Source organism: Lapidilactobacillus concavus DSM 17758 (assembly GCF_001435835.1).
Taxonomy (GTDB): Bacteria; Bacillota; Bacilli; order Lactobacillales; family Lactobacillaceae; genus Lapidilactobacillus; species Lapidilactobacillus concavus.
In genome coordinates this window covers 81,688-96,519 of sequence record NZ_AZFX01000003.1, presented here as the reverse complement: position 1 = coordinate 96,519, position 14,832 = coordinate 81,688, and the positions used below count along the sequence as shown (strand labels likewise).

Genomic DNA, 14,832 nt, shown 5'->3' with positions numbered 1-14,832 from the left:
ATCATGCGTCAACGCGTCGTTAATCTGTGTCTCGGTGGGCCGGTGGATCGATTACCAATCGAGGAAATGAACCATCGTCACGATGAAATTTGGTTAGGTGTCGATCATGGCAATATCGTGCTCCTGGATCATCAAATCGTGCCAGCAATTGCTGTGGGCGATTATGATTCATTGTCACCAGTGGACCGTCGTCGTGTTGAGTCGACGGTTGCTGATATTCGATACGCCCAGGCGGAGAAGGATTTTACCGATTCTCAATGGGCAGTTGAAACGGCTTTTCGTGATTTGAATGCCACACAAGTCAATGTTTATGGTGCGACCGGTGGACGGCTTGATCACGAATTAGTCAATCTCTTCATGATGACCGATCCACACATGCATGCTTGGATTCGGCAAGTGCGAATCATCGACCAACAGAACCAGATTGACTTTTACGAGGCAGGAAGCTATGAATTACCTTTTCAACCGGATTTTAGCTATCTAGCCTTCGTCAATTTAACAACGGTCAAAAATTTAAATCTATGGCAACTCAAATATCCCTTATCGGATTTTTCGGCGCCGTATCCGGTATCGTGGTCGAGCAACGAATTTATCCCTGGTCAGTCCGCACACTTCAGTTTTGAACAGGGGATAATCGCTGTTATCTATAGTCGTGACGCGATCGAAGAATGACAGGCAATATTTTGCCAGTGGGCGTTTGAACCAGCTATTTTAAGCTCGGATTTAACTAATTCCAGATTTATCATGATTAAACTTCAAGTTTGGCTTGTAAAATGTGATTATCTATGATAAATTAATTCAGTGAGATTTATTAAGAAAACATAACCAAAGGAGGTTCACAAATGGCTAAGGATTTTATTACAGGACGTAAGACAAGTTTTGGTAACAAGCGTTCACACGCTTTAAACTCATCTCGCCGTACTTGGAAGCCAAACCTTCAAAAGGTTCGTATTTTAGTTGACGGCAAGCCTAAGCGCGTTTGGGTTTCAGCACGCGCACTTAAATCAGGTAAAGTTACCCGCGTCTAATAATTTGAACAACTTTGAACAGTGAAAAGATCAGCCAGGTTGAATGGTTGATCTTTTTTGGCGTTTAGGGCAGGGGACATGACTGTCGACGTTGGTTGCTGAAGTGTTAGTTTACCTTCGTTCGGGAATTGGTTGGGTGAGATTTGACCGACTGATTCGTACTCTTATTTTGAAATCTCTTTTTTCTATGCTAAAATAAATGAAATAGATAGATTTGTTACTGAATTGCTAATAGGAGGCCACTCATGGCAGTTAAAATTAAATCAAAGTATGGCGAGATTGACATCGCAAATAATGTCATCGCCACGGTTGTTGGTGGTGCAGCGACGGATATTTATGGCATCGTCGGAATGGCTAGCAAGAATCAAATACGTGATAACCTAAATGAGATTTTGAGACGTGAGCACTATTCGCGCGGCGTCGTAGTACGGCAAGAGGATTCAGGTGTCGCTGTCGACGTTTATATTATTATTGCGTATGGAACGAAGATTTCTGAAATTTGTCGTAATGTTCAAGACAAAGTGAAATACAATCTTGAGTCGATGTTAGGTATGGCAGCAAACTCAGTCAATGTATTTGTACAAGGTGTTAAGGTGATTGGTGAGCTAGACTAGCCATTATCAGCAAATTGTCCTCAGGAGGAATTAATTATCGTGGAGTTAAAAGAAATTCAAGGCAAACAATTTCAAGATATGATCAGAGTTGCGGCGCATCGTTTGGGTCGTAATGCTGAATTCGTCAATTCATTAAATGTTTTTCCCGTTCCAGACGGGGATACTGGGACCAACATGAATTTAACCGTTAAGTCCGGCGCCAAAGCCGTTAACGAAACAACGAGTGATGATGTTGGTCAGTTGACCAAGAAGTTTGCAAAAGGATTGTTGATGGGGGCGCGGGGTAACTCAGGCGTCATCACCTCACAACTTTTCCGTGGATTTGCCAAAAGTACTGATGGAAAAAAACAACTCGATGCCAAAGAACTTGCCGGTGCATTCACTGGTGGTGTTGAGACGGCTTATCAAGCGGTTATGAAACCTGTTGAAGGGACAATTTTGACGGTAGCCCGAGAAGCAGCCAAGGCGGCATTGCTAAAAGCCAATGATTCCGATGACATCATTGAAGTCGTTCGCGCGTTAGTCGAAGCTTCGAAGAAGGCACTGGCTTCGACACCAGATCTACTTCCTGTTTTGAAAGAGGTCGGTGTCGTCGATTCTGGAGGCCAAGGGCTCGTTTTTATTTATGAAGGGTTCCTGGAAGGACTCACTGGTGAGACGTCTGAGAAGGATGTTTACGTGCCAGATGAGAGCGAAATGGATGAGATGGTCAATGCGACACATCATCAATCTGTTCAAAGTCAATTGTCGACGGCGGATATCCAATTCGGATATTGCACCGAAATGATGGTGGAATTAGGACAAGGTGTAAAGCCGACTGAGAAATTTGATTATCAGACCTTCCGCAATCATCTCAGTGACTTGGGTGATTCGTTATTGGTTGTGGCCGATGATGAAGTCGTCAAGGTGCATGTGCATACCGAACATCCCGGCCAAGTTTTAGGTTATGGGCAGAAGTTTGGTGCGCTTGCTAAAATCAAGATCGATAACATGCGTATCCAACACGAGAGCATTATTGAAAAAGATGAGCCGAAGCCTGATGAAGGACCGAAAGAATGGGGTATTGTGGCAATTGCTTCTGGCGAAGGTATTGCTGAATTGTTCCGTAGCTTAGGTGTGACTTATGTTTTGAGTGGTGGTCAGACCATGAATCCAAGTACCCAAGACATTGCTGAAGCAATTAAGGCAACGAATGCGAAAAAAGTTTTAGTTTTACCAAATAATGGCAATATCTTGCTAGCCGCTAAGCAGGCACAAGAAGTCGTTGACCAAGAAGTGGGTATTGTACCAAGTAAGTCAATTTCTCAAGGGATGACGGCGTTATTGTCATTCAATCCAGAGTCTGATGTTGAAGCAAACGTTGCTGAGATGACAGATGCCTTAACTCTGGTGAAGAGCGGCCAAATCACGGAAGCTATTCGCGATACTGAAATTGACGGCTTACAGATTCACGAAGGTCACTTCATGGGTATTGTTGACGGTAAGATTTTGGTTGATCATGAAGATCGATTGCAAGCTGCCATAGAAACCGTGACAAAGATGCTCGATGATGATAGTGAGATCGTCACGATTATTATCGGTCAGTCCGGCAACGAGCAAGAAGCTCAACAAATCGCAGATGCTGTGAGTGCGGTTGACGACGAGATCGAAGTTGAGATACATCAGGGTGATCAACCGGTATATCCATATCTAATTGCCGTAGAATAAGTGATTAAGTGATGCAACTATGATCAGGGTAGGGACAGCAAACATGAGTTAAATGCTGTTCTGCCCTGTTTTTTTGGAGGTGAGTCTATGCAGCTGAATGATTCGGTTGGAACGCTTGCTGGCGTCGGGCCCAAAACCGCAACCGGATTAAATGCGCTCGGCATCTTTTCAATTCGGGATTTACTGTTCTACTTTCCCTTTCGCTATGATGACTTGCAGGTGCGGCCACTTGCAACGCTGGCCGACCAAGAGAAGGCAATGTTTAAGGGTACCGTGATTAGTCCGCCGGTCGTTAGTTACTTCGGCCCACATAAAGTGCGGCTGAATGTGCGCTTGCTGATTGAACAAACCGTCGTCATCGTCACGTTCTTTAATCAACCTTGGTTGAAGGACAAGTTTGTTCAAGATGAAGAAATTGCCGTTTATGGGAAGTGGGACCACGCACGAAAGAACGTCGTGGGTATGAAGGTGCTCATGCAAAATACTGCCAATGACTTAGACCCGATTTATTCAGTGAACAAACAGATTCGTCAAAAAAAGTTGATCGAACTGATTCATACCGCCTTCGAGACGACAGGAGATCAGCTACAAGAAGTGATTCCGGCACCAATTCGAAATCATTATCGTCTCTTGACTGATCATGATTTGGTGCAACAGATGCATTTTCCCAAGACAATTCAAGAGAGCGATGCGGCAAGACGAACCGCAATTTTTCGTGAGTTCTTCTTATTCGAGGCAAAGATCCAGCGACTGCGGCAGGATAATACGCAGGCCGGGGATGGCTTGCAGCTGAGTTATGATCTGTCCGCACTAAAGTCATTTATCTTGACTTTGCCGTTCGCCTTAACCACGGCTCAGAAACGCGTCGTCAATGAGATTTGTGCGGATCTGAAGTCACCACAACATATGAATCGTCTCCTGCAAGGTGATGTGGGTTCGGGAAAAACAATCGTTGCTGCAATTGCAATGTTTGCGGCTGTGACAGCAGGTTACCAAGCTGCCTTGATGGTGCCAACAGAAATCCTGGCCGAGCAACACGCCAAAAAATTGACTAAATTATTTACGGTGATGCAGGTTCGAGTCACACTATTGACCGGCTCGATGACGGGTGCAGCACGCCGAGAAGCTCTGTCGGAGATTGAGGGCGGTCGTGCGAACATTGTGATTGGTACCCACGCACTCATTCAAGATGCCATCAATTTTGCCAAGTTGGGCTTTATCGTCATCGATGAGCAACATCGATTTGGCGTTAATCAACGTCGAGCCCTGCGTGAAAAGGGGCTTAATCCCGATTTACTGGCGATGACGGCCACGCCGATTCCGAGAACGCTTGCCATCACAACTTATGGTGAAATGGCGATTTCAACCATCGACGAGTTACCTGCGGGCAGGCGTCCAATTGAGACGAGTTGGTTGAAGATCAATCAAGCAGATAAGGCTCTCGCCTTGACTCGAGATCAGCTTAGTCACGGTGATCAGGCATTTGTGGTTGCTCCCATGATCAGCGAATCAGATCAGATGAGCTTAAAAAATGTCGAAGATCTCTATGAACAACTCGCTGGTTATTTTGAGCCTAATTATCATGTTGCCTTATTGCATGGTCAGATGACATCAGATGAAAAAGCGGCGACGATGGCGGCATTCAATCGGAATGAAATTCAAGTTTTGGTCGCAACGACAGTCGTGGAAGTCGGTGTAGATGTGCCGAATGCGAATATCATGTTGATCTACAATGCGGATCGGTTCGGACTTGCTACGCTACATCAACTACGTGGCCGCGTCGGACGGGGTGATCGTCAAGCTTATTGTTTCCTGATTGCCGATCCACAAAATGAAGTTGCCGTTAAGCGAATGGAAATCATGACTCAGACGAACGATGGGTTTAAGCTCGCGGATGCCGACTTGAAATTACGCGGACAAGGTGATATTTTTGGAGATAAGCAGTCTGGTTTGCCAGACTTCAAGATTGGTGATCCTGTCAGTGACAACAATAGTTTGGTCACTGCTCATCAAGTTGCGCTTGACTTGTTTCGCGTTGACCCACAGTTGGCAGCCCCCGAAAACTTACCGCTGAAACGATATTTAGCAACGTTACAAGATTCAGAAAATTTTGATTAGGAGATTACAAATATGAAGATTGCAGTAGATGCCATGGGTGGCGATCATGCCCCCAAAGTTGTGGTCGAGGGTGTTATGAAGGCACGCGATCAATGGCCTGATCTTGAATTTATGATGTTTGGTGATCGCGAAAAAGTGGCACCTTATCTGACAGACGAAACTCGAATCGAATTTATCCAAGCGAATAGCGTCATTACTAACGAAGATGAACCAGTCAAAGCCGTGCGTCAAAAGAAAGATTCTTCAATGGTGATGGCTGCTCAAGCAGTTAAAGCAGGGCAAGCCGAGGCACTTTTTTCCTTGGGGAATACCGGCGCATTATTGGCGACGGGTATCTTCGTAATCGGCCGGATCAAGGGGATTGAACGTCCCGCGTTGATGCCAACTTTACCGACGGTTAACGCAGGGCGCGTTGTGAATTTGCTCGACTGCGGCGCCAACGCAGAGAGTAAAGCAAGCTATCTTGAACAGTGGGCAATTATGGGATCGATTTACGCGCGTGATATTCGCCAAATCGCGTCTCCACGCGTCGCACTTTTGAACAACGGCACCGAGTTTGATAAAGGCGACCCGTTACACCAGGAAGTTTATCAACGACTTCAAAATAACCCAGCTTTGAATTTTATCGGCAACATTGAAGCGGGTAACTTACTGCAAGATCAGGCTGATGTCATCGTATCAGATGGTTTTACTGGGAATGCCGTCTTGAAAGCAACTGAAGGAATGGCCAGCCTATTATTAAACCTAATCAAAAGTACTTTATTAAGTGGTGGTTTTAGTGTTAAACTAGGTGCTGCCATGATTAAACCTGCTTTAGGGGAAATCAAGGGCCGTTTCAGTACTTCAGATAATGGTGGCGCCGTGTTATTAGGCGTTAATGCACCAGTCATCAAGACACACGGTGGTTCGGACGAAGACGCGGTTATCTCGACAATTGTTCAGATTCGTGAGATGTTAGCTAAACAGACGATTCCACAAGTGATTGATTATTTGAAGACGCATGACATCAAGTAAATGAACGGGCACAGAGCTGATGATTGTTGATTGCTTGGCCGATTTCAGGAGGAAAATATGACAGAAACAGAAGTATTTGAGAAAATTGCTGGCTTGATTGCCGATCGTTTCGACGTTGAACAAAGTACGATCACACGCGAAACGAATATTAAGAATGATCTTTCGGCGGATTCAATTGATTTAGTTGAATTTGTCCTGGAATTAGAAGATACATTCGATGATGAAATTCCGGATGATGATGCTGAAAAAATCGTCACAGTGGGCGATGCAGTTGACTATATCAACGCTCATCAGGATAAATAATAATAATCATTGCAAGAATCAAATCGCGCACTGGCTTGTCGAATTTCTAGAGACGTTAGGGTTTCATTTCAACTTCTCGCTGAGTTCGTTCAAGCAAGTGCGCTTTTTGTTTTGGTAAATGAAAATTGCTCGATTTTTAGCCATGAGAATTTGCCAAACTGGCTCAGGGAAGTTTGTTAACTGGCCTGTTTTTGCGGTATAATGTTATTTGTAGTATTTTGCATTTAAACTGCATCAATGTGATTGAACTCGATGTCTAAGTGATTAGTTCGAGATATTAATAAATTTAGCCATGGCTTTCAATTGCGTTCGATAGCTTAATTTAGGAGATGACCAACTTGGTAGCAGCAGAATTTGTGAGTGACTTACGCGCAAAATATGGCGTTGAGTTTAAGAACCTCGCTTTGTTAGATGCCGCATTCACACACGCCTCATTTGCCAATGAGAACAAGGAACTGGGCTACGGGAACTATGAACGGCTAGAATTTCTCGGTGATGCCGTTTTAGAGTTAGCTGTTTCTGACTATTTATTTGAGAATTACAAGCATCTTCCAGAGGGTAAGTTGACTCGTTTACGGGCAGCAATCGTGAAGTCCTCAAGCTTTTGTCAATTATCGATCGATTCAGGATTCCAACCTTACATTCGTTTGGGTGTTGGAGAAGAAAAAATGGGGGCGCGTTCACGAGCCGGTTTGCTTGAAGATATTTTTGAAGCCTTCAACGGTGCACTCTACTTAGATCAAGGAATGCCGGCTGTTGTTTCATTTTTGCAGAAGGTTTTGTTTCCAAAAATCGATGCTGGTCAATATTCCTATGATACGGATCATAAAACCAGATTGCAGGAATATTTACAACGTAATGGTGAACGGAAGATCGAATATGTGGTTCTGAAGTCAGATGGCACCTCCAGTGAGCGTGACTTCTTGGTTGAGTTACGGGTCGATGATGAGCCACTTTCGCAAGGAATTGGACGCAATAAGAAGGCTGCGGAGAAGAATGCAGCTGAAAAAGCGTTGAAGAGTTTACAAGAACATGAGAATGGGTAGGAAAATCAATGCCGTTAAAATCACTGACGATCAACGGATTTAAATCATTTGCAGATAAGACGACGATTGAATTCACAACCGGAATCACGGGTATTGTCGGTCCAAATGGCAGTGGTAAGAGTAACATCACTGAAGCAATCCGCTGGGTGATGGGGGAGCAATCGGCGAAAAGTTTACGCGGCAGTCACATGCCTGACATTATTTTTGCCGGGAGTGCATTGCGCCCTGCGTTGAATCGTGCCGAGGTCAAACTGGTTTTCGACAATCATGATCATGCGTTGAAAACAGCGCAGGATGTCGTTGAGATTTCCAGACGATTATTTCGTGATGGCACCAGTGATTTCTTGCTGAATCATCATAATTGCCGTTTGCGCGACATTAGCAATCTTTTCTTGGACTCGGGTCTTGGCAAAGAAGCTTTCGCGATTATTTCTCAGGGACGAGTTGAACAAGTCTTCAACAGCAAACCCGAAGATCGCCGAACAATCATCGAAGAAGCTGCGGGTGTTTTTAAATTCAAGCAACAGAAAAAGCAGGCTGAAGCTGAACTTGCGGTGACGAATGATAATTTGAATCGAATCGCGGATATTGTTTCTGAACTTGGCGGGCGTGTGGAGCCATTACGCAAACAAGCTAGCTTAGCAAGAGACTATCAGCAACAAAAAGCAAAATATGATGGCTTGAATCAACAAATTTTAGCCTTAGAATTGGCCGATCTGCAACAACAGCATGATCAGCACGTTGAACATCAAAATGAGCTCCATGAGATCTCAGAACGAATTGACCAGCAAACTGCCGAGGTCAGTGAGCAACTTAAGTCTACACGACGCGAATCTGATCAAATCGATCAAACCATCGAGCAACGTCAGAATGATTTGGTGAAACTCACTCGCGAGCAAGAAACATTAAATGGTCAGATCTCGCTTTCCAAAGAACGTAAATCATACCATCAAGCTAACGAATCTGCCTTAACACAGCAATTAACCGAGAATGAAACTGCGATTGGTCAACAACAAGAAGTTTTGGCGGCGACTGAGGCTAAATTAGCACAAATTCAGGCGGAGAATCAGCAATTAGCTAAACAATTGGCAAACTTAGAAGCACAACAGGGTGAAAATCCGGAAGATCTTGCCAAGCAAGTCAATGATTTAAGAGCTGATTATATTGAGCAATTACAACGACAAGCGACGGTGCGTAATGAACTCGTTTTTGGGCAAGAAAACCTCAATAAATTGATGGCGCAACAAGGCCAAGCTGAGGAACAGCTGACGAAGCTGCAAATGCAACAGCAAGCGATTCAGACGAAGGTGCACGAGCTTCAGTCGATCGCCCATCAACGTGCTGACGAGTTACAAGTTCAACAGAATCAATTGCATGCGAATGATCAACAGGCGGCTGAATGGCGACAAAAAATTACCGATCAAGAGCAAGCTTGGTACCAAGAGCTCGAACGTTTTCAACAACAAAAAGCGCGCTATCAAAGTTTGAAAGAGTTGACTGAAGATCATAGTGGCTTTTACCAAGGCGTTAGAGCAGTCTTGAATGCGAAACCAGCATTGCCGGGCTTGATTGGTGCAGTGGCAGACCTATTGAAAGTGCCAGCTAAATTGCAATTTGCGATTGAACAAGTTCTTGGTTCACAGTTGCAACAGATCGTCAGCGAAGACACACAGAGTGCGGAACAAGCCATTAATTATTTAAAAACCAAGCGCTTAGGTCGGGCAACTTTCTTGCCATTAACAACGATTCGACCGTATCATTTAGATCGGCAAGTTTTACAGACTGCCCAGCAAGCCCCTGGTTTTGTTGGGGTCGCCTCAGAACTAATCGAATTTGAACCCCGGGTCAAGAATGTCATCGATCATTTATTAGGCAACATTTTGATCATGGATCAATTGCCACAGGCGACACAGCTTGCAAAACAAATCCATTATCAAACCCGAATTGTGACACTCGACGGCGATATTTTGACACCAGGTGGCGCGATGACTGGTGGGAAAACAAAGCAACAACATCAAAGCTTACTCAGTCGTCAACAAGAGTTGACTCAGTTACAAGTGACCATCAAAAAACAACAAGTCAGTTTAAACACAATGCAAGCCGCAATTACTGAGGGCAAAGAGGCCACGAAACAACTCAGCTCACAACGTGTTCAGCTCGAGAAAACTGTTCAAGCGGCTGCAGATAACGCCAATCAAGCGAAACAAGATGTTGCGGCTCAGACGCAAAATTTGCAACGCTTGGAACGTCAGCTTCAAGCCGAGCAACTCGAGCAAACACGTCATCAGTCTGAAGTCGCCGATCTGCAAAAGCAGCTTCAACAGAAAACACAAGAGCAGCAGTCTTTGAGTAAGCACATTGATCAACAGAAGGCTTCCATCGCAGCACTTCAAGAGCGTCTCACCCATTTCACGACACAACGGGATCTTCTGACTGGTCAAGTTAGTGAGCTCAAGACCAAAGTGGCGGTTGCACAAGCTTCATTGACGAATGCAATGGATCAGAAAAAACGTCAACAACGTGAACTGGAAACATTACAGGCGCAACAAGCAAATCTCCAGACCACGCTAAAAAAATTGGAAGCAGATCAACAATCTACCCAATTGGACGAGCACCAAGTGACTGCACAGCTCGAAAGGTTGAGTACACAGTTGGCCGAATTAACGGCAACCATGGCAACACTGAAGGAGAAACGACAGGCCTTAAGTCAAAAAATTGAGGAACTTGAGCCTCAGACTCAGCGACAGTATCAATTGCAGAAGCAAACCGCCAAGGAACAAGAGCAAGTTGCCGTCGCGTTGAACTCGTTGAAGTCAGAAATGGCGTCACGTTTAACGGCCCTACGAGAAGATTATCAACTGACTTTTGAAGCCGCCTATCAGAATTTACCGACAGACCATCCGTCGCTGGAGTCGTTGCAATCCGCTTTGAAATTAGTGCGGATGGCGTTGCGTGATATTGGTTCTGTTAACTTAGATGCAATTGCGGAATTTGATGAAGTGAATGAGCGCTACGAATTTTTGTCAAAACAGCAAGATGATCTCATTACTGCACGCACCGAATTATTGAAGACAATGTCAAAAATGGATCAGGAAGTTTCCCAACGTTTTGCGACCACATTCAAAGCGGTCGATCAAGCGTTCACTCAGATTTTTCCGAAGATGTTTGGTGGTGGTCAGGCTAAGCTTGAACTTACCGATCCTGATAACTGGTTGACAACTGGCATTGAGATCAACGCACAGCCGCCTGGTAAGAAATTACAGAGCTTAAGTTTGCTCTCTGGTGGGGAACGGGCATTGACCGCAATCACGTTGCTGTTCGCGATTTTGAAGGTAAAACCGGCACCATTTAGTATTTTGGACGAAGTTGAAGCTTCATTGGATGATGCGAATGTTGACCGTTTTGCTAATTATTTACGGCATTATGAAGACCAGACGCAATTCATCGTGATCACGCACCGTAAGGGGACAATGATGCAAGTTGATCGGCTTTATGGTGTGACGATGCAGGAATCTGGTGTCTCTAAGATGATCAGCGTCTCGTTGACCGATGTTGATCAAGAGAAACTCGTCTCCGGTCAATAATCGTCATCAGATGATCCAATAGCCAGCTAGATCGAGCATGATTAAACATACAAGGAGGTCTATCGATGGGATTTTTTGATCGAGTGAAAAAAGCCTTCGGTGTCAAACCAAAGACACCGGAAGAACAGGCAGCAGAAGAAACTGCTAACCAAACAAAAAAAGACCAGGATGAAGTTGCCGAATCATCGGCAGTGACAGCACCCAGCGAGAATGACTCACGAAACACGTCGGAAACGCCAGACATCGAACCACAATCGCAATCAGTGCAAACAGACGAATCGGAGCATGCTGCGGTTCTCTCAGAAGAAGTCGTTCAGAAGCAAGCAACGCCAATCCAAGAATCTGAGAATCATGCAAATGATGACACTAACTCGGTAGCTGAAACTGATCAAACAGACACGCTCGAGTCAACCTCAGTAGCGGATCAAGCATCACGTTCAACCCTCTCAGCCAAAACTAAAACTGATATTGAGTCTGAGGTCACCACACCGGATGATCAAGCTCAAAAATTGGCTTCAACTTTCACAGAGGACTCATCGATGAGCGACGTTACTTCGAGCGAAAGTACGGCTGCCGAAACCCGTCGAGCGATTCCAGCGCAAGTCACTGACCAGGATGCCACATCACCTGAGTCTGATCAATCTGCAGATACGGCTGCCGTCGCTGAATACGATCAAGGTTTAGCGAAGAGCCGAACGGGGTTTGCTGCACGGCTGAATCGCTTCTTGGCAAATTTTCGGGCAGTGGACGAAGATTTCTTCGAAGATCTTGAAGAGATGCTCATTGAAGCCGATGTTGGGTTTGAAACCGCAATGCAGATCAGCGAGCAGTTGCGTGAAGAAGTTAAACTGCAGAATGCCAAGTCTAAGAAGCAGATCGGTCAAGTCATCGTCGAAAAAATGGTCGATATTTATGGCGAGGCGGGTGAGCAAGAGGATAATAGTCTGCATCTATCTGAAAACACCGATCCAACCGTTTATCTGTTTGTTGGCGTCAATGGAGCCGGTAAAACCACGACGATCGGTAAATTGGCGGCACGCTATCATCAAGCTGGTCAGAAGGTGCTTTTGGCTGCCGGCGATACTTTCCGCGCGGGTGCTATCGAACAGCTTGCAGAGTGGGCACGGCGGACGAACACAGACGTAGTGACTTCTAAGGCTGGCGCTGACCCGGCATCAGTTGTCTTCGAAGCCGTCAAAAAAGCAAAGGCAGAACATTACGACATTTTATTAGTTGATACCGCCGGTCGACTACAGAATAACGTTAATTTGATGAATGAGTTGGCAAAAATCAAGCGAGTCATCGTTCGCGAATTACCGAGTGCGCCACAGGAAGTTCTGTTAGTTTTAGATGCCTCAACGGGACAAAATGCGCTTAATCAAGCCAAACAATTTAGTCAAACCACGGATGTGACTGGTTTGATTTTGACAAAGCTCGACGGCAGTTCTAAAGGTGGCATCGTGATTGCGATTCGTAATGAGTTGCATTTGCCGGTCAAATTAGTTGGACTTGGCGAAAAAGTCACGGATCTCCAAGACTTCGATGCTGCCAAATTTGTCTATGGCCTCTTCAAAGATTTGATTGAAGCATAATGGATAAACGAGGGGTAAGTCATGGCAATTGAATTAAACGAACAAATCAATGAGTTGTATGATTTTTATCATCAGCTGCTCACGAAGAAGCAGGCGACTTATCTGGATCTTTATTATAGTGAAGATTATTCACTCGGTGAGATTGCTGAACAGTTCAACGTGAGTCGACAAGCCGTCTATGATAATATTAAGCGGACTGAGAAAACATTGATCAAATACGAGGAAAAATTACAATTGATTGCTCATTTCAAGCGAGAATTAGCGTTGGTTAATCAATTGAATGATTTGGTCGCACAGTGCTATTCAGATGATTCAGAACTCAATCAATTAGTCGCTGAATTTGAAAATTTAGTAGATGCCCAATAAGGATGGTAGAAAATGGCTTTTGAAGGTTTAACACAACGACTGCAAAATGCGTTCAACGGTTTGAGACGCAAGGGAAAAGTTAGCGAGAGTGACGTTCGCGATGCAATGCGCGAAATTCGTTTGGCTTTACTCGAAGCCGACGTCAACTTTGATGTGGTCAAACAATTTGTTAAAACGGTTCGCAAGCAAGCAATTGGTAGCGAAGTCCTGAATAGTTTGACACCAGCACAACAGATCATCAAGATCGTCAATGATGAGTTAGTTAAGGTGATGGGAGATGCGGCCGTCCCACTGAACAAATCCGCTCATATTCCAACGATTATCATGATGGTTGGTTTGCAAGGTGCCGGCAAAACCACGACAGCGGGTAAATTAGCTAAACGTTTAATTGCCCAAGAAAAAGCACGCCCATTAATGATCGCGGCCGACGTTTATCGCCCAGCCGCAGTTGATCAATTGGTGACAATTGGGAAACAGTTGGAAGTCCCTGTTTTCGAGATGGGCACCGATCATGATCCTGTTGACATCGTTAAAGCTGGACTTGCGGAAGCAGCCGAGCACAAGAATGATTATGTGATCATCGATACGGCCGGACGCCTTGAAATTGATGAGCAACTCATGCAAGAGTTGAGTCGAATCAAGGCTTTGGCACAACCAGACGAAATTTTGCTGGTCGTTGATGCAATGACCGGTCAAGTGGCGACTCAAGTAGCTGAAGGTTTTAATCAGCAGCTTGATCTCACTGGTGTTGTCTTGACGAAGTTAGATGGGGATACTCGTGGTGGTGCCGCACTGTCGATCCGAACGGTCACAGGTAAGCCAATCAAGTTTGTTGGTCAAGGCGAAAAGCTAGATCAATTGGATGTCTTCTACCCTGATCGTATGGCCAACCGAATCTTGGGTATGGGCGATATGATGACCCTGATCGAGAAGGCACAGACTGATTATGACGAACAGCAAGCTGAAAAAATGGCGCGCAAGATTCAAGAGAACAGTTTTGACTTTAATGATTTCGTCGATCAGATGAGTCAGATTCAAAACATGGGTCCACTGGATGAATTGATGAAGATGATTCCAGGCATGGCCAATAATCCAGAACTTAAAAACGTCAAGATGAATCCCAAAGACATTGACCACCTGAAGGCGATCGTTTATTCGATGACACCAAAAGAGCGGGAAGATCCCGACTTGTTGAATCCAAGTCGTCGCCGTCGGATTGCTGCTGGTTCTGGACGTAGCGTCCAAGAAGTCAACCGTATGATCAAACAATTCAAGCAGTCACGCGAGATGATGACGAAGATGTCGAAGGGTAATTTCAACGGCATGGAGAATATGTTTGGAAATGGAATCCAAGGCAAAATGGGTAAGATGGCGATGAATCAGATGGTTCGCAAACAAAAGAAGAATAAGAAAAAGCGTCTGAAGAACGCCAAACATTTTCATGGGTAGACTGATTTCGA

12 protein-coding genes are annotated in these 14,832 nt (G+C 44.9%); all 12 read left to right on the top strand.

The window, feature by feature from the left end; genetic code table 11:
- Positions 1-3: 3 nt before the first annotated feature.
- The 12 genes from FC15_RS00935 to ffh all read left to right on the top strand — a co-directional run bounded on the left by FC15_RS00935 (position 4) and on the right by ffh (position 14,821).
- Positions 4-672, top strand: a complete 669-nt coding sequence (locus tag FC15_RS00935) for a thiamine diphosphokinase (protein WP_057823004.1) — start codon at positions 4-6, stop codon at positions 670-672.
- 170 nt (positions 673-842) lie between these two features.
- Positions 843-1,028: a 50S ribosomal protein L28 gene (gene rpmB / locus FC15_RS00930; RefSeq protein ID WP_057823002.1), complete on the top strand. Its 186-nt coding sequence runs from the start codon at positions 843-845 to the stop codon at positions 1,026-1,028.
- 245 nt (positions 1,029-1,273) lie between these two features.
- A complete protein-coding gene (locus tag FC15_RS00925) occupies positions 1,274-1,642 on the top strand; it encodes an Asp23/Gls24 family envelope stress response protein (RefSeq protein ID WP_057823000.1) in 369 nt (122 codons plus the stop codon).
- A 39-nt stretch (positions 1,643-1,681) separates the two neighbouring features.
- Complete coding sequence (locus tag FC15_RS00920; protein ID WP_057822997.1) at positions 1,682-3,349, top strand: DAK2 domain-containing protein; 1,668 nt, start codon at positions 1,682-1,684, stop codon at positions 3,347-3,349.
- Positions 3,350-3,436: 87 nt separating this feature from the next.
- Positions 3,437-5,467: an ATP-dependent DNA helicase RecG gene (gene recG, locus FC15_RS00915; RefSeq protein ID WP_057822995.1), complete on the top strand. Its 2,031-nt coding sequence runs from the start codon at positions 3,437-3,439 to the stop codon at positions 5,465-5,467.
- A gap of 12 nt (positions 5,468-5,479) precedes the next feature.
- Positions 5,480-6,481: a phosphate acyltransferase PlsX gene (gene plsX / locus FC15_RS00910; RefSeq protein WP_057822994.1), complete on the top strand. Its 1,002-nt coding sequence runs from the start codon at positions 5,480-5,482 to the stop codon at positions 6,479-6,481.
- Positions 6,482-6,538: 57 nt separating this feature from the next.
- Positions 6,539-6,784, top strand: coding sequence for an acyl carrier protein (acpP, locus tag FC15_RS00905; protein WP_057822992.1), 246 nt, complete (start codon positions 6,539-6,541; stop codon positions 6,782-6,784).
- Between the two features lie 338 nt (positions 6,785-7,122).
- Positions 7,123-7,830, top strand: a complete 708-nt coding sequence (gene rnc, locus FC15_RS00900; RefSeq protein WP_057822990.1) for a ribonuclease III — start codon at positions 7,123-7,125, stop codon at positions 7,828-7,830.
- 8 nt (positions 7,831-7,838) lie between these two features.
- A complete protein-coding gene (smc, locus tag FC15_RS00895) occupies positions 7,839-11,414 on the top strand; it encodes a chromosome segregation protein SMC (protein ID WP_057822988.1) in 3,576 nt (1,191 codons plus the stop codon).
- A gap of 65 nt (positions 11,415-11,479) precedes the next feature.
- Complete coding sequence (gene ftsY / locus FC15_RS00890) at positions 11,480-13,006, top strand: signal recognition particle-docking protein FtsY (RefSeq protein WP_057822986.1); 1,527 nt, start codon at positions 11,480-11,482, stop codon at positions 13,004-13,006.
- Between the two features lie 21 nt (positions 13,007-13,027).
- Positions 13,028-13,372, top strand: coding sequence for a putative DNA-binding protein (locus FC15_RS00885; protein ID WP_057822984.1), 345 nt, complete (start codon positions 13,028-13,030; stop codon positions 13,370-13,372).
- Positions 13,373-13,384: 12 nt separating this feature from the next.
- Entirely contained in the window at positions 13,385-14,821 is a 1,437-nt protein-coding gene (gene ffh / locus FC15_RS00880) for a signal recognition particle protein (RefSeq protein WP_057822982.1), read from the top strand.
- The last annotated feature ends 11 nt before the right edge of the window (positions 14,822-14,832 follow it).